The sequence below is a fragment of the Streptomyces gardneri genome, assembly GCF_006539185.1.
GTDB lineage: Bacteria > Actinomycetota > Actinomycetes > Streptomycetales > Streptomycetaceae > Streptomyces > Streptomyces gardneri.
This window is the reverse complement of sequence record NZ_BJMN01000025.1, coordinates 1-20,041: the sequence shown is the minus strand read 5'-3', so window position 1 is coordinate 20,041 and position 20,041 is coordinate 1. Positions and strand designations below refer to the sequence as shown.

Annotated in this window: 21 protein-coding genes; 13 read left to right on the top strand and 8 right to left on the bottom strand. The window is 71.0% G+C overall.

Translation table 11 applies throughout. The annotated features are described in order from the left end of the window. The first annotated feature begins 7 nt into the window (after window positions 1-7). Window positions 8-784 (top strand): phosphate ABC transporter ATP-binding protein PstB, encoded by a 777-nt coding sequence (gene pstB, locus SGA01_RS19140; RefSeq protein ID WP_055642260.1) that lies wholly within the window; start codon window positions 8-10, stop codon window positions 782-784. Window positions 785-913: 129 nt separating this feature from the next. Here the strand turns inward: pstB and SGA01_RS19135 are convergent, their stop codons facing one another. Continuing rightward, a complete protein-coding gene (locus SGA01_RS19135) occupies window positions 914-1,912 on the bottom strand; it encodes an inorganic phosphate transporter (RefSeq protein ID WP_055642261.1) in 999 nt (332 codons plus the stop codon). Window positions 1,913-1,918: 6 nt separating this feature from the next. Further along, the gene (locus SGA01_RS19130) at window positions 1,919-2,539 is read right to left on the bottom strand and encodes a DUF47 domain-containing protein (RefSeq protein ID WP_053643397.1); all 621 of its coding nucleotides are present in this window, start codon (window positions 2,537-2,539) and stop codon (window positions 1,919-1,921) included. 193 nt (window positions 2,540-2,732) lie between these two features. On the opposite strand from SGA01_RS19130, the gene SGA01_RS19125 reads away from it, so the two are divergent. Then, a complete protein-coding gene (locus tag SGA01_RS19125) occupies window positions 2,733-3,089 on the top strand; it encodes a metal-sensitive transcriptional regulator (RefSeq protein ID WP_055642262.1) in 357 nt (118 codons plus the stop codon). Window positions 3,090-3,133: 44 nt separating this feature from the next. On the opposite strand, the gene SGA01_RS19120 is transcribed toward SGA01_RS19125, so the two are convergent. The 5 genes from SGA01_RS19120 to SGA01_RS19100 all read right to left on the bottom strand — a co-directional run bounded on the left by SGA01_RS19120 (window position 3,134) and on the right by SGA01_RS19100 (window position 7,595). After that, window positions 3,134-3,313 carry a hypothetical protein gene (locus SGA01_RS19120; protein ID WP_055642263.1) on the bottom strand — a complete coding sequence of 60 codons (180 nt, stop codon included), beginning with the start codon at window positions 3,311-3,313 and terminating at the stop codon, window positions 3,134-3,136. A 142-nt stretch (window positions 3,314-3,455) separates the two neighbouring features. Then, entirely contained in the window at window positions 3,456-4,298 is an 843-nt protein-coding gene (locus SGA01_RS19115) for an SCO4651 family lipoprotein (protein ID WP_141297690.1), read from the bottom strand. A gap of 336 nt (window positions 4,299-4,634) precedes the next feature. Beyond that, complete coding sequence (locus SGA01_RS19110; RefSeq protein ID WP_055642265.1) at window positions 4,635-5,357, bottom strand: phosphatase PAP2 family protein; 723 nt, start codon at window positions 5,355-5,357, stop codon at window positions 4,635-4,637. Between the two features lie 233 nt (window positions 5,358-5,590). Then, the gene (locus SGA01_RS19105) at window positions 5,591-6,592 is read right to left on the bottom strand and encodes a C40 family peptidase (RefSeq protein WP_371866067.1); all 1,002 of its coding nucleotides are present in this window, start codon (window positions 6,590-6,592) and stop codon (window positions 5,591-5,593) included. 115 nt (window positions 6,593-6,707) lie between these two features. Next, entirely contained in the window at window positions 6,708-7,595 is an 888-nt protein-coding gene (locus SGA01_RS19100) for an NAD(P)-dependent oxidoreductase (protein WP_268257672.1), read from the bottom strand. 114 nt (window positions 7,596-7,709) lie between these two features. Between SGA01_RS19100 and SGA01_RS19095 the strand changes: the two genes are divergently transcribed. The 7 genes from SGA01_RS19095 to SGA01_RS19065 all read left to right on the top strand — a co-directional run bounded on the left by SGA01_RS19095 (window position 7,710) and on the right by SGA01_RS19065 (window position 15,677). Beyond that, on the top strand, window positions 7,710-8,282 hold the full coding sequence (locus tag SGA01_RS19095) for a TetR/AcrR family transcriptional regulator (protein ID WP_141297688.1): 573 nt from the start codon (window positions 7,710-7,712) through the stop codon (window positions 8,280-8,282). A 291-nt stretch (window positions 8,283-8,573) separates the two neighbouring features. Beyond that, window positions 8,574-8,882, top strand: a complete 309-nt coding sequence (locus SGA01_RS19090; protein WP_017242359.1) for a DUF8827 family protein — start codon at window positions 8,574-8,576, stop codon at window positions 8,880-8,882. A gap of 115 nt (window positions 8,883-8,997) precedes the next feature. After that, window positions 8,998-9,831 (top strand): hypothetical protein, encoded by an 834-nt coding sequence (locus tag SGA01_RS41115; protein WP_167534135.1) that lies wholly within the window; start codon window positions 8,998-9,000, stop codon window positions 9,829-9,831. Then, a complete protein-coding gene (locus SGA01_RS19080; protein ID WP_141297687.1) occupies window positions 9,821-11,149 on the top strand; it encodes a hypothetical protein in 1,329 nt (442 codons plus the stop codon). Before SGA01_RS41115 ends, SGA01_RS19080 begins: the two co-directional genes overlap by 11 nt. After that, the gene (locus SGA01_RS19075; protein WP_141297686.1) at window positions 11,146-12,699 is read left to right on the top strand and encodes an SCO6880 family protein; all 1,554 of its coding nucleotides are present in this window, start codon (window positions 11,146-11,148) and stop codon (window positions 12,697-12,699) included. The genes SGA01_RS19080 and SGA01_RS19075 overlap by 4 nt, the downstream gene beginning before the upstream one ends. A 20-nt stretch (window positions 12,700-12,719) precedes the next feature. Further along, a complete protein-coding gene (locus tag SGA01_RS19070) occupies window positions 12,720-14,114 on the top strand; it encodes an ATP-binding protein (protein WP_141297685.1) in 1,395 nt (464 codons plus the stop codon). Further along, window positions 14,115-15,677 carry a type IV secretory system conjugative DNA transfer family protein gene (locus SGA01_RS19065; RefSeq protein WP_141297684.1) on the top strand — a complete coding sequence of 521 codons (1,563 nt, stop codon included), beginning with the start codon at window positions 14,115-14,117 and terminating at the stop codon, window positions 15,675-15,677. Window positions 15,678-15,686: 9 nt separating this feature from the next. Here the strand turns inward: SGA01_RS19065 and SGA01_RS19060 are convergent, their stop codons facing one another. Then, a complete protein-coding gene (locus SGA01_RS19060; RefSeq protein WP_141297683.1) occupies window positions 15,687-16,247 on the bottom strand; it encodes a GNAT family N-acetyltransferase in 561 nt (186 codons plus the stop codon). A 156-nt stretch (window positions 16,248-16,403) separates the two neighbouring features. Here SGA01_RS19060 and SGA01_RS19055 point away from each other — a divergent pair, with 156 nt between their 5' ends. Genes SGA01_RS19055 through SGA01_RS19040 form a run of 4 tightly spaced genes read left to right on the top strand, consistent with a single transcriptional unit; the run spans window position 16,404 to window position 20,038 of the window. Continuing rightward, window positions 16,404-17,306, top strand: coding sequence for an ABC transporter ATP-binding protein (locus tag SGA01_RS19055; protein WP_141297682.1), 903 nt, complete (start codon window positions 16,404-16,406; stop codon window positions 17,304-17,306). Continuing rightward, window positions 17,303-18,109, top strand: coding sequence for an ABC transporter permease (locus SGA01_RS19050; RefSeq protein ID WP_141297681.1), 807 nt, complete (start codon window positions 17,303-17,305; stop codon window positions 18,107-18,109). The genes SGA01_RS19055 and SGA01_RS19050 overlap by 4 nt, the downstream gene beginning before the upstream one ends. 13 nt (window positions 18,110-18,122) lie before the next feature. Next, window positions 18,123-19,370 (top strand): sensor histidine kinase, encoded by a 1,248-nt coding sequence (locus tag SGA01_RS19045; RefSeq protein WP_141297680.1) that lies wholly within the window; start codon window positions 18,123-18,125, stop codon window positions 19,368-19,370. After that, window positions 19,367-20,038, top strand: coding sequence for a response regulator (locus tag SGA01_RS19040; RefSeq protein WP_141297679.1), 672 nt, complete (start codon window positions 19,367-19,369; stop codon window positions 20,036-20,038). Before SGA01_RS19045 ends, SGA01_RS19040 begins: the two co-directional genes overlap by 4 nt. The last annotated feature ends 3 nt before the right edge of the window (window positions 20,039-20,041 follow it).

Genomic DNA, 20,041 nt, shown 5'->3' with positions numbered 1-20,041 from the left:
GATTCACATGGCCAAGCGAATCGACGTCAGCGGCCTCTCCGCCTTCTACGGCACCCACAAGGCGATCGACGACATCTCGATGACCGTCGAGCCCCGCTCCGTGACGGCCTTCATCGGCCCCTCCGGCTGCGGCAAGTCCACCTTCCTGCGCACCCTGAACCGCATGCACGAGGTCACCCCCGGTGGCCGCGTCGAGGGCAAGGTGATGCTGGACGACGAGAACCTGTACGGCTCGAACGTCGACCCGGTCGCCGTGCGCCGCACGGTCGGCATGGTCTTCCAGCGCCCCAACCCCTTCCCCACCATGTCGATCTTCGACAACGTGGCGGCGGGCCTGCGCCTCAACGGCAAGTACAAGAAGTCCGCGCTCAACGACATCGTCGAGAGGTCCCTCAAGGGCGCGAACCTCTGGAACGAGGTCAAGGACCGTCTGAACAAGCCGGGCTCCGGCCTCTCCGGCGGTCAGCAGCAGCGTCTGTGCATCGCGCGGGCCATCGCCGTCGAGCCGGACGTCCTGCTCATGGACGAGCCGTGCTCCGCCCTCGACCCGATCTCCACCCTCGCCATCGAGGACCTGATCGGCGAGCTGAAGGAGCGCTTCACGATCGTCATCGTGACGCACAACATGCAGCAGGCCGCCCGCGTCTCGGACCGCACGGCCTTCTTCAACCTGGCGGCCGTCGGCCAGCCCGGCAAGCTGATCGAGCTGGACGACACCGAGCGCATCTTCTCCAACCCGAGCGTCCAGGCGACCGAGGACTACATCTCCGGCCGCTTCGGATAAAGACTCGTCCTGCGGTGCTGCATGGCGGTGCCACCGTAAGACGAAGGGCCCGGCTCCCCCACAGGGGAGCCGGGCCCGACCACTTTCGGCCACCGACCGAACGGCTGCCGTCAGTCAGACGGCCGCTCGTCAGCCGAAGAAGAGCTTGACCACGTAATAACTCGCCGCAGCGACCAGCGCCGCGGCCGGCATCGTGATGAACCAGCCGAGGATGATGTTCTTGGCGACGCCCCACCGCACCGCGTTGACGCGCTTCGTCGCGCCGACGCCCATGATCGCGGAGGTGATGACATGCGTCGTCGAGATCGGCGCGTGGAAGATGAACGCCGAGCCGAACATGATCGACGCACCCGTCGTCTCCGCCGCGAAACCCTGCGGCGGGTCCAGCTCGATGATCTTGCGGCCGAGCGTCCGCATGATGCGCCAGCCGCCCGCGTACGTACCCAGCGAGAGCATCACGGCACAGGCGATCTTCACCCACACCGGGATGTCGTCGCCCGACTGCTGCACGTCGGCGATGACCAGGGCCATCACCACGATGCCCATGGTCTTCTGCGCGTCCTGCAGACCGTGACCGAGCGCCATGCCGGCCGCCGACACCGTCTGCGCGATACGGAAGCCGCGCTTGGCCTTGTGCGGGTTGGCCTTGCGGAACATCCACATGATCGCGCACATGACCAGGTAACCGGCGACGAGACCGACGACCGGCGAGATGAACATCGGGATGACGACCTTGTCGAGGACGCCGCCCCAGATCACCTCGGTGCCACCGGCCAGCGCCGCGCCCACCATGCCGCCGAACAGGGCGTGCGAGGAGGAGGACGGCAGACCGAAGTACCAGGTGACGAGGTTCCAGATGATCGCGCCCACCAGCGCGGCGAAGAGGATGCCCATCCCCTTGTCGCCGGTCGGGGTCTCGATGAGCCCCTCACTGACGGTCTTGGCGACCCCGCTGCCCATGAAGGCACCCGCGAGGTTCATGACCGCGGCCATCGCCAGCGCCGCCCGGGGCGTCAGCGCCCGGGTCGACACCGAGGTGGCGATGGCATTGGCGGAGTCGTGGAAGCCGTTCGTATACGTGAAACCGAGCGCGACACCGATGGTCACGATCAGAGCAAAGGTGTCCACGAAGCCTCAGGACTCCTTGACCGCGATGGTCTCCACCGTGTTGGCCACGTGCTCGAACGCGTCGGCCGCCTCTTCCAGCACGTCGACGATCTGCTTCAGCTTGAGCACCTCGATGGCGTCGTACTTGCCGTTGAAGAGCGTCGCGAGCAGCTTGCGGTGGATCTGGTCGGCCTGGTTCTCCAGACGGTTGACCTCGATCCAGTACTCGGTGAGGTTGGACATCGTCCGCAGGTTCGGCATGGCCTCGGCGGTCAGCTCCGCCGCCCGGGCCAGGACCTCGATCTGCTGCTCGACACCCTTGGGGAGCTCCTCGACGTTGTAGAGGACGACCAGGTCGACGGCCTCCTCCATGAAGTCCATGATGTCGTCGAGGGACGAAGCGAGGTTGTAGATGTCCTCGCGGTCGAAGGGTGTGATGAAGGAGGAGTTCAGCTGGTGGAAGATCGCGTGGGTGGCGTCGTCGCCGGCGTGCTCCGCTGCCCGCATCCGCTCCGCGATCTCGGCCCGGGCGGAAGGCTCCGCTCCGAGCAGTTCCATCAGGAGCTTGGAGCCCGTGACGATGTTGTCCGCGGACGCGGCGAACATGTCGTAGAAGCTCGTCTCCCTGGGGGTCAGACGAAATCGCACGTGAGGTCCTCGGGGTGCTGGGTTTCGGTCAGGCTGATGCTAGGCGCATCATCCAGCCACGGCTAACCGGCGTCCTCTCAGTGTCGCCCATCAGGCACAGTGAACTGCACGGGCCCCCGCCCGGATCGGCGGGGATCGGTACCATATACCCACGAGGGGTATACACCCCCTTTCTGGACAACGGGAGGACGCGATGACGACCACCGAGGCGGACCAGGTCACCCCCGAGCCCGTCGAGGCTGTCGAGCCGGCCGGCCACGACCACGGCGTGCACGGCTACCACAAGCAGAAGGACGAGCACCTCAAGCGGCTCCGCCGCATCGAGGGCCAGATTCGCGGCCTCCAGCGGATGGTCGACGAGGACGTCTACTGCATCGACATACTCACCCAGGTGTCGGCGTCGACGAAGGCGCTCCAGTCGTTCGCCCTCCAGCTCCTGGAGGAGCACCTGCGGCACTGCGTCGCGGACGCGGCCACCAAGGGCGGCGAGGGCATCGACGCCAAGGTCGAGGAGGCCACCAAGGCCATCGCCCGCATGATGCGCACCTGAGCGGGCGTCCCCGTCGTCGTCGTACGAGACGGGGGGCCGTGCGGTCAGCGTTCCCGTACGGCCCGCTCGGCGGCGACCCGCAGGACCTCGTCGATCCGGTCGGCGCTGAGGCGCTCCCCGTCCGCGGTGGAGGCGGCGATGATCAGTTCGCCGCACAGTTCGATCTCGGCGAGGGCGATGCGGTCCGGGTCCGCGGAAACGGTCGCTGTACCGGGCGGGGCCACGTGCGGTCACCTCTTCCTGCCGGCTTCTGTCTCCCAGGTTCCCGGCGGTCTCCCAGCGTAGGGAGAGGGCCACTCGGGGCGCATGACACGTCCGGACCATTTGGCGATGGTCCGAACCACCCGGGCCCCGTCGCGTCCCCGGTCAGGCCTTGATCTTCCCGGCGTAGATGTCCCGCCGGTCCGGCAGCGTCACCTGCACGGACACCCCGAAGCCGTACAGCAGGGTGGTCGAGGCGACCGCGACCGTACGGCCCTGATTGCTGAAGCTGAACTGGTGGCGGACCTTCCGCAGCCGGCCCTCCGCGTCCAGATACGCGTCGAAGGGCACCGTGTCCTTGGCGAACCCTTTCGCCGCCGCGGCGAGCGCCCCGCGCAGCTGCGGCGAGGCGACGCGCGCCGCGTGGGCGATGTCGGCGACGCCGCGGTAGTGGCCGACTTTCACCCCTGCCAGATCGACCTCGCCGAGGTACGTGGCCTCCCGGGCGCCCCGCAGCAGCTCCGCCGCGGCCGCCGGGTCGGTGGCCCCGCCCGTGACGAGGTTGCCGTCGTCGAGGGTCGTGGTGTCGACGCGGACCCACTTGTCGGCGGGCACGCCCGCGCCCCGGTTCTTCATGTAGAGGGCGCCGGGGGTGAGGAGCTCGGTGATCGGCCGGTGCTCGTCGGCCCCGGCGGCGTCCTTGGGCAGCACCACCTGGAGCCGGCCGGTGCGGCGGCGGAAGTCGTAGCCGCCCTCGCCGCGGATGGTGACCCGGGTCCCGCCGGCGGCCATCTCCATGGACGTGCTCGCCTTGGAGGTGCCGGCCCTGGTCAGGACGTCGGCCGCGTTCCGTACGGCGCGGAGGGGGTCCACCGCGGGCTTCGGGTCCTCAGGGGCGCCGCAGCCGGCGACCGCCGAGCTCCCGACGAGTGAGCCGACCAGGGCCGCGGTGACGGCGAACGCCCCGCTCCCGCGACCGTGCGGTCGCCCGTACCCCTGCACCACCATCGTCTGCCAACCCCCAACGCCTCACCGCTGTTTGCTCGGGACCCGCACGCCTCCCGGTCCCGCGGGACCGGGGACACCCGATCCGGATAACGACGGCCCGGGCGAGCCGTCACGCGCAGTACGGTGGTGGTGTGCACGCGGAGTCCTCCCCCCACACGACCACGACGACGGAGCGCGGCTCGTTCGCGCTGGCCAGGTGCAGCTGCGGCTGGTCGGGACCGGCCCGCAGATCGCGGGAGCGAGCCCGCACGGACGCCTCGGAACACCTCGTCGCGACGACGTCCGCCGGCGGCCCCCAGCATTAGGGCCCTGCCCTATGAGGGCCCTGCCCGTGGTCTAGGCGGCGAGGTCGTTCTGGGTGGTTCCGGTGGCGGGGCCGCCGAGCCGGGGCTCGGGGATGCCGACGGTCTCCGGCTGCTGAGGTCCCGCGGCCTTGCGGGAGCGGACGAGCGGGGCGCCGCGGCGGGAGCGGGCGACGGCGGAGACGACGGGGGTCAGCAGGGCGAGCGCGACGGGCGCGAGGAGCAGCGCCACCGCCGTGCCGAGGGCGAAGCCGCCGATGACGTCGGTGGGGTAGTGGACGCCCATGTAGACCCGCGCGAAGCCCTCGGTGAGGGCGAGGCCGATGGCGGCGAGGCCGAACTTCCGGTTGGCGACGAAGAGGCCGACGCCGAGCGCCATGGCCATGGTGGCGTGGTCGCTGACGAACGAGAAGTCGGTCTTGCCCGCGACGAGGACCTCGAGGCCCTGGTGGTCGTTGAACGGCCTGGGTCGCTCGACGAAGCCGCGGATGGGGATGTTGACGAGAAGGGCGACACCGGCGGCCAGCGGGGCCCAGACGAGTCCGGCGACTGCCGAGACGGAGTCCGCGAGGGTGCCGCTGCGACGCACGCTCCACCAGCACCAGAGCACGACGAGGACCATCCCGAGCATGATCCCGTACTCGCCGACGAACTCCATGACGCGGTCGAACCACGGCGGAGCGGCCTTCGCCAGCCCGTTGATGTCGTAGAGCAGGCTGACATCGGGGTTGGCACCGTCCGATGCGAGTCCAGCCATGTGCTGCGGCCCCTTGCTTCTCGTGTCTGTCTTCCCACCCCCGTGGTCAGAGCGTTCGGATCAGGGAACGAACTGCTTGAGGCGTACGTTCCGCTCTCTCCGGTGGATCATGACGACGTTATCGAAGAGTGACGGTTCACCGCAGCTCAGGGCCAGGGCATGACGGAGAGTTCCAGCCATGTCCCTTACGACTGCTACGACTGCCTTGCGACCCGACGGTCCGTCTCCTGCCCCTACGTCTGCGGGAGATGGGTGGGCAGCGCGGCGGCGCCTTCCTTCGTGACGCGGGTCGCGCCGAAGTAGTCCGGGCCGTCGATCCGGCTGAAGCGGATCACCGCACCGGTGCGCGGGGCGTCGATCATGTACCCGCCGCCGACGTAGATGCCGACGTGCCGGATGGCCCGCGAGTTCGTCAGGTCGTCGGAGAAGAACACGAGGTCGCCGGGGAGGAGCTCCTCCCGGCTCGGGTGCGGCCCGGCGTTGTACTGGTCGTTGGCGACGCGCGGCAGCTCGATGCCGACGCTCAGGTACGCGGCCTGGGTCAGCCCGGAGCAGTCGAACCGGCCACCCTGCGCGGCCGTGCCCGTACCGCCCCAGAGATAGGGGGTGCCGAGCTTCCCCTGGGCGTAGTGGATGGCCCCGGCGGCCTGCCGGGACGGGTCGACGCGGCCCACCGGCCGGGCGAAGCTCTGCTCCAGGGAGCGGATGATCCGCACGTAGTTCTGGGTCTCGCTGATGGGCGGCACCCCGCCGTGCCTGATGACCCGGTACGCGCCCGCGTTGTACGCGGCCAGCATGTTGTTCGCCGGGTCCCCCGGCACGTTCTTCACGTAGCCGGCGAGCTCGCAGTCGTACGAGGCGGCCGAGGGGATCGCGTCCTGGGGGTCCCAGATGTCCCGGTCGCCGTCCCCGTCGCCGTCGATGCCGTGCCCGGCCCAGGTGCCGGGGATGAACTGGGCGATGCCGCGGGCGTCGGCGGAGGAGACGGCCCGCGGGTTCCAGCCGCTCTCCTGGTAGAGCTGCGCGGCGAGGAGGGCGGGGTTGATCGCGGGGCAGAGGTTGCCCCACTTCTGCACGAGCCCCTGGTAGAGGGCGGGAACGGAGCCCTTGGCCAGACCCACGGTGCCGTTCTTGCCACTGCCCGCGCCGCCGATGAGACCGGCCGCCGCGGAGTACGTCCCGACGACGAGCAGTGCGACAAAGCTGAGGCAGACCCCGAGGGACCCTCCGGCCACCAGCCACGCCTTGCCAGCCCTACGCACCGTCAACCACCCCTCGGTTCATGGCAGTACGCCCCGGGGGCCAGTCTAGGCGGCGGGCCGTCCGACGGGGTGGTTGCGCGACGTGCCGTCAGTTCTTCTTGAGCAACTCCACGAGACTGGAGGAACTGCCGTCCCCGTACCCGGCCTCCGCCCCGCGCCGGAACAGGTCGACGATCGCGGCCGGCAGGGCACCGTCCACGCCCGCGTCGGTGACGGTGTGCAGGACGTGCTCGGCGCTGGCGAGGCCCATCGCGAGGCGGTCGACGTCACCGCCGTGGTGGCCGGCGTCGACCCTGGGTGCGTAGAAGTCGACGAACCGGTCGAGGTCGAGGGCGCTCCGGGCGTACGGCTGGAGCTCGCCGGCCGTGATGCCGTGCGCGTCGGCGAGGGCGATGGCCTGCCAGTAACCGGAGAGCGCCGTCCAGAACATGACCATGTTGAGCTGGTAGAAAAGCGCGGCGAGCCCGGGGTCCTCACCGCGGTAGTCGGTGCCGGTGAGCACGGAGAGCGTGCCGCGGTGGGCCTCGAAGACCTCCCGGGGGCCGCTGTAGAAGGCGGAGCTCGCCGGGTCGCCGACGCCGGACGGCGGGGTCAGGATGCCGCCGGTGAGCTGGACGGCGCCGCGCTCCGCGACCCAGGCGGCGGCCTCCCGGGCCCGCAGCGGGGTGTCGGAGCTGAGGTTGACGAGGACCTTGCCCGCCAGGACGGCGGGGTCGACCGCGCCGAGGACGCCGTAGAAGGCGTCGTAGTCGGTGAGGCTGAGGACGACGAGCTCGTTGGCGGCGACGGCCTCGGAGGGGCTCGCGGCGAGGAACGCCCCGCGGCGCACGAGCTCGGCGGCCCGGCTCGGGGTCCGGTTCCAGAGGGTGACCTCGTACCCCTGGTCGAGGTAGGCGCCGGCCATGGCGCGCCCCATGGGCCCGAGGCCGATGACGGTGACGGCAGTGGCGGTGGTGACGGAACGGTCGTTCTGCACAGGGGTCCCCCATCGATACGCACTCTAAAACGAACGCTCTACTTAGCGACTGGGCAGGACCGTAGCACGCACTAAAACGAACGCTCTACTCACTGCACCGACTAAACTCGCCCCATGCAGACCAGCAGCACCCACGACCGGATCGTCGTCGCCGCCTCACGCCTCATCCAGCGCCAGGGCTACGTCGGAACGGGCATCAAGCAGATCGCGAAGGAGGCGGACGCCACCCTCGGCTCCGTCTACCACTTCTTCCCGGGCGGGAAGGAAGCCGTCGCGGTCGCGGCCATCGCGCACGGCCGCGAGGAGTTCGCCGACCTCCTGCGCACCGCCCTCGACGGCGAGGACGGCCCCGCCGAGGCCGTCGACGCCTGCGCACGCCTCCTGGCCCGCGAACTCCGCACCTCCGGCTGGACCGACGGCTGCCCGGTCACCGCCGCCGCCCTGGAGACCCTCGGCTCCGACAACCCCATCCAGCAGGCCTGCGCCGACGCCCTGCGCACCTGGCAGAACCTGGTCGCCGAAAAGCTCCTCGGCTGCGGATTCCCCTCCCCCGAAGCCCGCGACCTGGCCGCCACCGTCATCAACACGCTCGAAGGCGCGGAAGTGACCGCCCAGGTCACCCGCAGCGAGGACCCCCTCCTCCTGGCGGGCCGTCACTTGTCGCGCCTGATCGCCTCGTACGCCTGAGACTCACGCGACGGCGGGGCGGCGGCGGGGCGACGGCGCCCCAAGAGTGCAACAACGACAATCATTGCCCGGAGTCACCCTCCGTGATACACAGAGTGACCATACGCTTCTTCGCATGGAAACCGGCCACACCACCGCAGGTCAAGACGGTCAGACCGGTCAAGTGTGCGGGGATCGGGTAAAGAGACCCGTCAAGGCGTCACACACGAGCGGTTTCATCAGCGAAGATAGGGCGATGACCCATGCCGTCCGGCAGGGGCAGTTAACTACCCAACAGGGGCGGTGAGTTACATGTACCTGGCGGCAGAAAAGGGCGACATCACCACCATCATCGGTGGAATCGCCCCGAACTGGGGCCCTTTCGGCAGCCTGGGCGCCGAAGCCAAGATCATGATCGAGGTCGTGATGGCCGTGGCCATCCTGCTCTGCCTCGGCATCGCCATCTGGGGAGCGGCCAAGCAGCGCATCGGCGCGACCGCGCTCCGCGACACCTTCAGCGCGGAACAGGGCAAGGGCCTGATCGTGGCCGGCCTCACCGGCGTCTTCATCATCGGATCGCTGGGGACGCTGTTCACCATCGTGTACGGGATGGCCGTCTGATCCCCCGTCGGACTCCATCCCCCTGAGGCCTGCTGATGTCGTGTTTGCGTTCCCTGATGCCCAGCCATGTTGCAGCACTGTCGTACCCGCGAACGAGTGAGGGGGCGTACCCGGCATGAGCCTCGGCGACGAGCACGACGGCTTCGGCGGCGTGGGCGGCTCGGGCCAGACCCGGACCCGCCTGCCCGAGGGCAACAGCGGCGACGTCTACGGCGGCGCCCGCCGCCCCGTCCGCAGCTCCCGCTCCCTGATCACGGTCGTGAGCGTGGTGGTCCTCCTCATCGCGGCGATCGCCTTCGCCAACCGCGGCGGCGGAGACCCGGCGGACGCGGCCCCCACGACAGGCACCCCGGGCACCGCAGCCCCGACGGCGGCAACGGGCGTCCGCCCGGTCAACGGCAAGAACGGCCAGATCCCGACGGGTTACGCCCACGACGAGCAGGGCGCGCAGAGCGCGGCGACGAACTACGCGGTGGTCCTCGGCTCGGCCGAGATGTTCCAGGACGGCCCCCGCGCGGAGATCGTGCGCGCCATCCACGACCCCGCGGTCGTGGAGGACCTCCTGAAGAAGCTCGACGCCTCCTACTCCGCCGGCCTCATGGCCGGCATGGGACTCGACGAGAACGGCACCGCCCCCTCCGGCCTGACCTTCGTCTCACGCACCGTCCCGATCGGCACCAAGGTCCGGGACTACACGGAGAACTCCGCGACGGTCGAGGTCTGGTGCACCGGCCTGGGCGGCCTCGCCGGAGCGGGCTCGACCAAGCCCGTCACCTCCACCTGGTTCACCATCACGCAGAAGCTCAAGTGGGTCGGGAACGACTGGCGCGTGGAGTCCTTCAGCCAGAGCGAGGGACCCACACCGGTCAACGGCGACAGCCGCGCCTCCACAGCCGACGAGATCGCCGAGGCCGTCGAGGGATACGGAGGGTTCACCTATGCCCGCTAGCCGAAGCCTGGCCGGGCGCGCGTCGACGGCGGCCTTCGCCGCCTTCCTCGCCGTACCCCTCCTGCTCGCCCCGGCCGCCCAGGCGGCCCCCACGCCCACGCCGACCGCCCCCACGCCCACCCCGACCGTGGGCAACAAGGAGTGCGACCTCCTCACGGGAACGGCCCGGCAGCTCTGCGAGAGGAGCGAGTCCGGCGGCGGTGACCAGGCACCCCTGCCCAACCCCACCACCGCCCTCGACCCCCTCTCCTCCCTAGCCCGCGGCTGCGCCGACGCCGCCGTCGCGACCATCGACTACCTCTCCAAGGCCGTCAAGGAAACCGCCGACGTCGACTTCACCAACCTGGAGTTCCTCGGCCGGTACGCGATCGTCTTCGCCGCCGCCACCGTCCTCACCCTCCTCCTCTGGCTCCTCGCCGTCGCCAAGCGGGCCATCCGGGGCGTCCCCCTCGCCACCGCCCTCTCCGAGGCCATCGGCTTCCTCTGGCTGACGGTCCTCGCCTCCGCCTTCACCCCGCTCATCCTCTACACCGTCGTCAACGCCACCGACGCCGTCACCGAGGTCATCGCCTCCGGCACCGGCCAGCAGACCGACGTCTTCTTCGGCAGCTTCAAACAGGCCCTCCAGAAGGGCGACAGCATCGGTGGCGGCCCCATCATGCTGATCATCGTGTCGCTGGTGACCGTCCTCGCCGCCGGCGTGCTCTACCTGGAGCTGTTCCTCCGCGCCGTCATGCTCTACGTCGGCGCCCTCCTCGGCGTCGTCGTCTACTCCGGCCTCGTCGACAAGAACATGTGGGGCCACGTCCGCCGCTGGGCCGGAATCATGATCGCGGTCATCCTCGTCAAGCCGGTCATCGTGATCGTCCTCGGCCTCGCCGGAGCACTCTCCTCCGGCACCGGCCCCGACTCGTTCTCCGCCGTCGTGTCCGGACTCGCGATCATCCTGCTCGCCATCTTCGCCTCCGGCGTGATCTACCGCTTCGTCCCCGGCTTCGGCGACGAGATCGCCGCCTCCCGCAACAACCGGCTCCACCGCGCCGGCGAGAACACCGCCGCCGCCGTCATCTCCTCCCCCGCCTCCCTCGTCTCGCAGGGCATCAAGACCCACAGCACCCGCGACAGCGGAGGCGGCGGCGCCCAGGGCTCCCAGGCCCCCCGCCCCGCCAACCCCCTCGCCGGCGGCGTCGCCGCCCACAGCAGCCGCGGCGGCGACAACCGCGGCGGCGGGGCCACGCCCCCACCCGCGCCCCGTAGCAGCAGTCCCACCACGGGTACCCCGCACAGCAACCGCAACTCTGGAGGTGGAGGGCGTTGACGACCCAGTCCCAGCCGGTCGCGCCCCGCCGTACGTATCTCGTCGGCCGTGCCCGGCCCAACGCGATCGTCGGCAAGAACCGTGAGACGGGCGAGATCGCCCTCATCATCGTCGGCGCGTTCCTCGGCATGATGAGCGGACTCCTCGTCCCCGTCCTCCCCCTCCGGATCGCGCTCCTCGCCGGCCTCCCCATGGTCGCGATCGCCGCCGTGTACCTCCCGTACAAGGGCCGCACCTTCTACAAGTGGTTCGAGATCAACCGCAGTTACAAGCGCATGCTCAAGCGCGGTACGGCCTACCGCTCCGTCGCCGCCGAATCCGGCACCCACCTCGACGGCCGCGAGGTCGAGATCGGCCCGCCCCCCGGCATCGGCCGCGTCGGCTGGCTCGCCGCCCCCTTCGGCCCCGACGAGATCGCCGTCCTCCTCCACGCCGACCGCCGCACCGTCACCGCCGCCATCGAGATCGAGGGCCCCGGCGTCGGCCTGCGCGACAGCGAGGACCAGGAAGCCCTCGTCGACCGCTTCGGCACCCTCCTCAAGCACGTCGCCAACGGCGACGGCTTCGTGACCCGCCTCCAGATGCTGGCCCGCACCCTCCCCGCCGACCCCGACGCCCACGCCAAGGACGTCTCCCAGCGCGGCGACACGACGGCCCCCGCCTGGCTCAAGGAGTCGTACGAGCAGCTCCAGTCGATGGTCTCCACCTCCAGCGAGCAGCACCGCGCCTACCTCGTCGCCTGCATGCACTACACCCGCGAACTCGCCGCCGAGGCCAACGTCATGGCCCGCGCCGCCCGCCACGCCTCCGGCGCCCGCAAGCTCGACCGCGACGCCGGCCTCGCCGTCGTCATGGCCCGCGAGCTCACCGACATCTGCGCCCGCCTCGCCGAGGCCGACATCCGCGTACGCCAGCCCCTCGGCCAGTCCCGGCTCGCCTCCCTCGTGCACTCCATGTACGACCCGGACCACCCCATCGACCACATCCAGGCCATGACGAAACGAAACGCTTGGCCCGCCGAACTCGACGCGATGGAACCGACGTACCTCCAGGCCAAGACCCGCGAGTCCTCCACGCGCGCCCCCTGGTGCCACGCCACCGCCTGGGTGAAGGAGTGGCCGATGACCCCGGTCGGCGTCAACTTCCTCGCCCCGCTCCTCGTCCACACCCCCGACGTCATCCGCACGGTCGCCGTCACCATGGACCTGGAGCCCACCGAGGTCGCCATCGAGCGCATGCTCACCGAGAAGACCAACGACGAGGCCGACGCCAGCCGCGCCGCCAAGATGAACCGCACCGTCGACCCCCGCGACATCGCCGCCCACGGCCGGCTCGACCAGCGGGGTGAAGATCTCGCCAGCGGCGCTGCCGGAGTCAACCTGGTCGGGTACATCACGGTGTCGTCGCGTTCGCCCGAGGCCCTCGCCCGGGACAAGCGCACGATCAGGGCCTCCGCCGGCAAGTCGTACCTGAAGCTGGAGTGGTGCGACCGCGAGCACCACAGGGCCTTTGTGAACACCCTGCCGTTCGCGACCGGCATCCGCCGCTAAGGCCGAAGGGGCACCGACCGATGCGAGATCCGCTGTCCGTCCTGACCGACGCCTTCACCTCCTTCGTCTTCGGCAAGGTGGAGACGACCCGTCTGCCCGTCCGCACCTCCACCGGACAGGCCCAGGCCGTCTACCTGCCGACCGCCGCCCCCGGCCTCGGCGACTCCGGCGTGATCATCGGCCGCGAGGTCTACAGCGGCAAGGGGTACATCTACGACCCCTTCCAGCTGTACGGGCAGCAGCTCCCCGCCCCGCACTGGCTGGTCCTCGGCGAGTCCGGCAACGGCAAGTCGGCGCTGGAGAAGACGTACGTGCTCCGCCAGCTCCGCTTCCGGGACCGTCAGGTCGTCGTCCTCGACGCCCAGGGCGAGGACGGCGTCGGCGAATGGAACCTCATCGCGCAGGAGCTGGGAATAACTCCCATCCGGCTCGACCCGATGGTCGCCAACGACTCCGGCATCCGCCTCAACCCCCTCGACCCCTCGATCACCACCACCGGCCAGCTGGCGCTGCTCCGCACGATCATCGAGGTGGCGATGGGCCACGGCCTCGACGAGCGCTCCGGCTTCGCCCTCAAGGTCGCCCACGCCTTCGTCACCGAGCACAAGACCGACCGGCAGCCGATCCTCACCGACATCGTCGAGCAGCTCCGCCACCCCAAGGCCGCATCGGCCGAGGCGATGAACGTCGACATAGACGACGTACGGGCCTGGGGCCTGGACGTCGCCCTCGTCCTGGACCGGCTGGTCGACGGTGACCTCCGGGGCATGTTCGACGGCCCGACGACCGTCGGCATCGACCTCGACGCGCCCCTGATCGTCTTCGACCTCTCCCACATCGACCGCAACTCCATCGCCATGCCGATCCTCATGGCGATCGTCGGCGTCTGGCTGGAGCACACCTGGATCCGCCCCGACCGGAAGAAGCGCATCTTCCTCGTCGAGGAGGCCTGGCACATCATCAACAGCCCGTTCGTGGCGCAGCTGTTCCAGCGCCTTCTCAAGTTCGGGCGCCGCCTCGGCCTGTCCTTCGTCGCCGTCGTCCACCACCTCTCCGACGTCGTCGACGGAGCGGCGGCCAAGGAGGCCGCGGCGATCCTCAAGATGGCCTCCACCCGGACCATCTACGCCCAGAAGGCCGACGAGGCACGCAACACCGGCCGGGTCCTCGGCCTGCCACGCTGGGCGGTCGAGATCATCCCGACCCTCACCCCCGGCATCGCGGTCTGGGACGTCAACGGCAACGTGCAGGTGGTCAAACACCTCATCACCGAGAAGGAACGCCCCCTCGTCTACACCGACCGCGCCATGACCGAGTCCTCGGTCGTCGATCCCGAGCTGGAGTGGGAGACGGAGCAGCGCGCGATCCTCATCGAGCAGCAGATGAACGGCACTTCGCAGTCGACGGTGGCATAGATGGACAGGACGGACACGGCGCGGAAGGGAGGAGGGGTCTCCGACGGGCTGCTGCTCGGCCTGTTCGGCCTCCTCCTCTGCCTCACGGCCCTGGTGTGGACGGCGACCGGCCTCGCCGGCCTCTTCTCCCACGGGGCCTGGCCGCGGGGCGTCGCCTTCATGGGCACGCCCGCGGCCCTGCGCTCCCTGGCCACGGCCCCCACGGACCTCGCGGCGGCCTGGCCGGCCACCCCGCCGGACCAGCTCTCGGGATACGGGCTCTTCTGGGGCCTCCTCATCGGCGAGGCGATGGTCCTGCTGGTCCTCGCGATCTTCGCCCTCGGCACGATCACCCGCTGGCGCGCGGTGAGGACCAACCGGAAGGCGGGCGCGTACGCGCACACCGCCGCCGCCCGGGTACGGAAGGAACCGGCCCCGACCCCGGCCCAGGCCCCGGCGGCACCCGCCGAGACCGTGCAGATCGCCCCACCCCGCACGGAGACGCCCCCGACCGCCCCACCGGCCCAGCCGCCCAACGAGTCACTCCCCGCCACACAAGCACCCGCACCGGCACCGACGACCGGCCCCGCACCGGCCACGTACACAGCACCCGCACCCGCACCCGCCACGTACACAGCCCCAGCCCCCACCCCCGGCCCGACCACCCGCCTCGTCTACGGCCCCCCGGAAACCCGCCACCCCGTCGCCGTCCAGGCGATCCGCGACGCCGAGGGCCCCGTCCTGGTCGTCACCTCCGACCCCACGGTCTGGTCCTCGACGAAGGACGCGCGCGGCAAGCTCGGCCCGGTCCTCGTCCACGACCCCGGCCACCTCTGCGACACCCCCGGGCGTCTCCACTGGTCCCCGTCCGAGCAGTGCGAGGACCCGGCCGTCGCGCAGCAGCGGGCAGCCGCCCTGCTCGCCCCCGTACGCCCGCTCTCCCGCCTCGACGCGGCCACCGCCGACACCGCCGAAACGCTTCTGCGCTGCTGGCTGCACGCCGCCGCCGTCGACGGCCGCCCCTTCCGCCAGGTCCACCGCTGGGCCCAGGGAGCCGGCGCCCACGAGCCCGTACGCATCCTCCGCAGCCACCCCAAAGCGGCCTCAGGCCTCGCCGGCCTCCTCGAATCGGCGCTCACCGCCCACCCCGAAAGCCGCAGGCTCGCCCAGGAACTGACGGCCCGTGCGCTCGCCGCCCTGTCCTCGATCCACATCCGCGAGGCCTGCGTACCGAATCGAACGGATTCGCTGGCCCTCGCATCTTTCCTCGCCGAAGGGGGCACGCTCTACGTGGTGGGCGAACCGATCGAGAACCCCCGGGCCCACCCCGGCGCGATGCCGCTCCTCACGGCCCTCGCCGCAAGCGTGGTCGAGCACGGCCGCCGCATGGCCGCACGGTCATCCGACGGTCGGCTCGACCCACCACTGACGCTCGTCCTCGACGACGTCGCCGCCGTGGCCCCGCTCCCCCACCTCCCGGAGCTCCTCGCCACCGGCCACGACCAGGGCCTCCCGACCCTGGCCCTGATGCGGTCCCCCGAACAAGCCAGATCCCGTTGGCCGGAGAACTCGCTCAGCCGCTGAGGAACGGACCTACCCCGCCGACCGCAGCAGCTCGTACTCCAACTCCTGCGCGACCGGGCTGCCGTGCAGGGCGACCCTGACACCGGTGTCCACGAACCCGAGCCGCTGATACGCCGCCTGGGCCCTGACGTTCTCGCCGTGGACGTACAGCCGCACCCGCTCGATCCGCTGCTCCAGCGACCAGGACCACTCCGTCGCCGCCTCGAACAGCGCGTCGATCACCCCGGAGCCACGCGCCTCGTCCCGTACGAACACCCCGACGACATGCGTCTGCTCGACCACCGGGACATCCCCGAAGTACGTCTCGGCCGCGGCCCGCTCCACGAGCACCGTCACCGTGCCCACCCACCGTCCGTCCGGCGCCTCCGCGACGAACTGGCGCACACCACCGGGCCCGCTCTCCGAGGAATTCACCGTCCGCTCCTGCCAGAAGGAATCCGGCCGCGCCTCGGCGTCCGCGTACGTATCGAGGAACGCCAGGTGCGCGACCGGGTCCTGGAGGGCGGCGAGCCGCAGCGCACGGACCTGCTCCCACTCGTCGGCGCGGATGGTACGAATCGAATAGTCCATGCCATGGATCCTCGCCACGGCGAGACCCCCCTGACAAGGCCTTTTCCCTCACACACCCACCCGCCACCCGCCGTCGTACCCCGGTACTACGCCCGCGCCCCGGCACACTCCCACGGTCGGACGTCCGGCCGCCGCCCGCTCCGTAGCGTCGTCGACATGATCCGAGCAGAGAACCTCACCAAGCGGTACGGGGACACCACCGTCGTCCAGGACCTCAGCTTCACCGTCCGCCCCGGCACCGTCACCGGCTTCCTCGGCCCCAACGGCGCCGGAAAGTCCACCACTCTCCGCATGATCCTCGGCCTCGACGCCCCCACCCGCGGCCACGCCACCGTCGACGGCCGCCCCTACGCCGGCCACAGCGCCCCGCTCACCAAGGTCGGCGCCCTCCTCGAAGCCCGCTCGCTGCACCCGGGCCGCTCCGCGTACCACCACCTCATGGCCCTCGCCCACACCCACGGCATCCCCCACACCCGCGTGGACCGGGTCCTCGCCCTCACCGGCCTCACCCACGTCGCCCGCAAGCGCGTGAAGGGCTTCTCCCTCGGCATGGGCCAGCGCCTCGGCATCGCCGCCGCGCTCCTCGGCGACCCGGCGACCGTCGTCCTCGACGAACCGGTCAACGGCCTCGACCCCGAGGGCGTGCTCTGGATCCGCACCCTCCTCAAGTCCCTGGCCGCCGAGGGCCGTACGGTCCTCGTCTCCTCCCACCTCATGAGCGAGATGGCGCTCACCGCCGACCACCTCATCGTCATCGGCAAGGGCCGCCTCCTCGCCGACACCACGGTCGACGAGCTCGTACGGGCCTCCGGCGGCGCCTCGGTCAAGGTCGTCACCCCGGAAGCGGACCGCCTCCGCCACCTCCTCCCGGACGCGCGCTTCACCACGGAGGCCCCCGACACCCTCCTCGTCACCGGCCTGGAAGCCTCGGAGATCGGCCGCGCGGCCGCCGCCCACGCCATCCCCCTCCACGAACTCACCCCGCAGGCCGCCTCGCTGGAGCAGGCCTTCATGGACCTCACCCGCGACTCCGTCGAATACCAGGGAGCCCCCGCATGACGACCACCGCCGCACCCGCCACCACCGCACCCACCACCACCTACGGCCTCACGACCACCCGCATCCTCCGCTCGGAGTGGCACAAGCTGTGGACCGTCCGCTCCACCTGGATCACGGTCCTCACCGCCGTGGCGTTCGTCCTCGGCGTCGGCATCCTCATGGGCTCCACCTACACCTCCGACGGCGGCGACTCCGACGTCGACACCGTCGTCCTCACCCTCTACGGCTCCCAGCTCGGCGGCATCGCCCTCGCCGTCCTCGGCATCCTCGTCACCGCCGGCGAGTACGCGACGGGCATGGCCCACGCCTCCTTCACCGCCGTCCCGCGCCGCCTCCCCGTCCTGTGGGCGAAGGCGACCGTCTACACCGCCGTCGTGTTCACGCTCTCCCTCCTCACCGCCCTGCTGACCTTCCTGACGGCCCGGTTCTTCCTCGACGGCACCGACCAGGCCGCCTCCCTCACCGACGACGGCGTCCTCGCCGCCGTCGCGGGCAACGCGGCGGGCGTCACCCTCCTCGGCGTCATCGCCCTCGGCCTCGGCGCCGCCCTCCGCTCCGTCCCCGGCGCCATCGGCGCCTTCGTCGGCGGGGTCCTGATCGTCCCCGAGATCCTCGGGATGCTCCCGTACGACGCCCTGGACACGGCCATCCGGTACTTCCCCACCCAGGCGGCCGGAGCCCTCGGTTCCGCCACCCCGATCCCCGGCGCGGCCTCCCCCGGCGCCGCACTCCTCGCCCTGTTCCTCTGGGCGGCCGCGGCACTCACCGTCCCCGCCCTGTTGCTCAAGCGCCGCGACGTATGAGGATGATGGCCGGATGATCACGGAGGAGACACCGCACACCGCCGGGGCGACGGGCCTCAGCAGGCACATCCAGCGCCTGCTGACCCGGACGCGCGCCTTCGACGCCCGACACCCCTGGGTGTGGGACGCCACGCTGACGCTCTCCTGGGCCGGGGCGGCCCTCGTGGACGGGGCGGGCGGCTGGCAGAACACCGCCCGGGACCCGTCGGTACCGGGCGGGCTCGTCCTCGTCCTCAGCCTGGCCCTCTCCCTGCCGCTGTACTGGCGCCGCCGCCGCCCCATGACCGCGCTCGCCGTGATGGCCTGCGCGGCCCTCGTCAGCGACGCCTCCGGGGCCTTCCTCCAGGCCGCGTACCTCCAGGCGATCCCGGTCTTCCACCTCGCGCTCACCCGCCAGCCCCGCGCACTCCTCTGGGCCTTCGCCCTCATCCTGCCGCCGCTCGTGACGGGCGCGGTCCGCTTCCCCCAGGAGACCTGGGACCAGCGCGTCATCCCCGCCCTCTGGGCGTACGCGCTCGTCGCCCTCCTCGGCTTCGTGGTCCGCTCCCGCAGGGACCACACCGCCGGCCTCGTCGACCGGGCCCGACGCCTGGAGGTCGAACGCGACCAGGAGGTCCGGCTCGCCGCCGCCGCCGAACGCACCAGGATCGCCCGCGAGATGCACGACATCATCGGCCACAACCTCTCGGTCATCACCGGACTCGCGGACGGCGGCCGGTACGCGGCGGCCAAGAACCCCGAGCGCGCCACCCAGGCCCTCGACGCCATCGGTACGACGAGCCGCCAGGCCCTCGACGACCTCCGCCGCCTCCTCGGCGTCCTGCGCGACGACGAACAGGAGGCCGTCCGCGACCCCCAGCCCACCCTGGCCGATCTGGACACGCTCCTCACCGGCGTACGGAAGGCGGGCCTCGCGGTGGAGCTGGAGGTCCGCGACGAGCCGGCCCCTCAACCCCTCGCCCCTGGCGCCCAGCTGACGGTCTACCGCGTGATCCAGGAAGCCCTGACCAACACCCTCAAGCACGCGGGCCACTCGGCCCGGGCGACCGTCCTCCTGGCCTACGCCCCGAAGGAACTCCTGGTGGAGGTGGTCGACACGGGCACTCCGACGACCGCCCGACCCCACCAGGGACAGGGCCAGGGCCTCACGGGCATGCGCGAACGCGCCGCCCTCTACGACGGCCTGCTCACCTGCGGCGCCCTGTCGGCCGGCGGCTGGCACGTCCGTCTCCGACTCCCCCTGGAAGGCTCCCCCTCGTGACGACCGTACTCATCGCGGACGACCAGCCGATGCAGCGCCTCGGCTTCAGCATGCTCCTCGAGAGCCAGGACGACATGACGGTCGTCGCCGAGGCCTCGAACGGCACGGAGGCGATCCGCCTGGTCGACCGTCACCACCCCGACGTCGTCCTGATGGACATCCGGATGCCCGGCCTCGACGGCATCGAGGCCACCCGCCGCATCGTCACGACGGGCGCCCGCACCCGGATCCTGATCGTCACCACCTTCGACCTCGACGAGTACGCGTACGAGGGACTGCGCGCCGGAGCGAGCGGCTTCCTGGTGAAGGACGCCCAGCCCGAGGAGCTCCTCGCCGGCATCCGCGCGGTCGCGAGCGGCGACGCGGTCGTGGCCCCGAGCCTGACGCGCCGTCTTCTGGACGCCTACATCCACCACCTGCCGCAGCCCGCCGCGGAGGCGGCCCCGCCCGAGGAGGACCCGCGTCTCTCCTCCCTCACGGAACGGGAGCGCGAGATCCTCACGGTCGTCGGCCAGGGCTGGACGAACACGGAGATCGCCGAACGTCTCCATCTCGCGGAGTCCACGGTGAAGACCCACATCGGCCGCATCCTCGCGAAGACGGGCGCCCGCGACCGCGTCCAGGCGGTCATCCTGGCCTACGACACCCAACTGGTGACACCGGCCTGACGG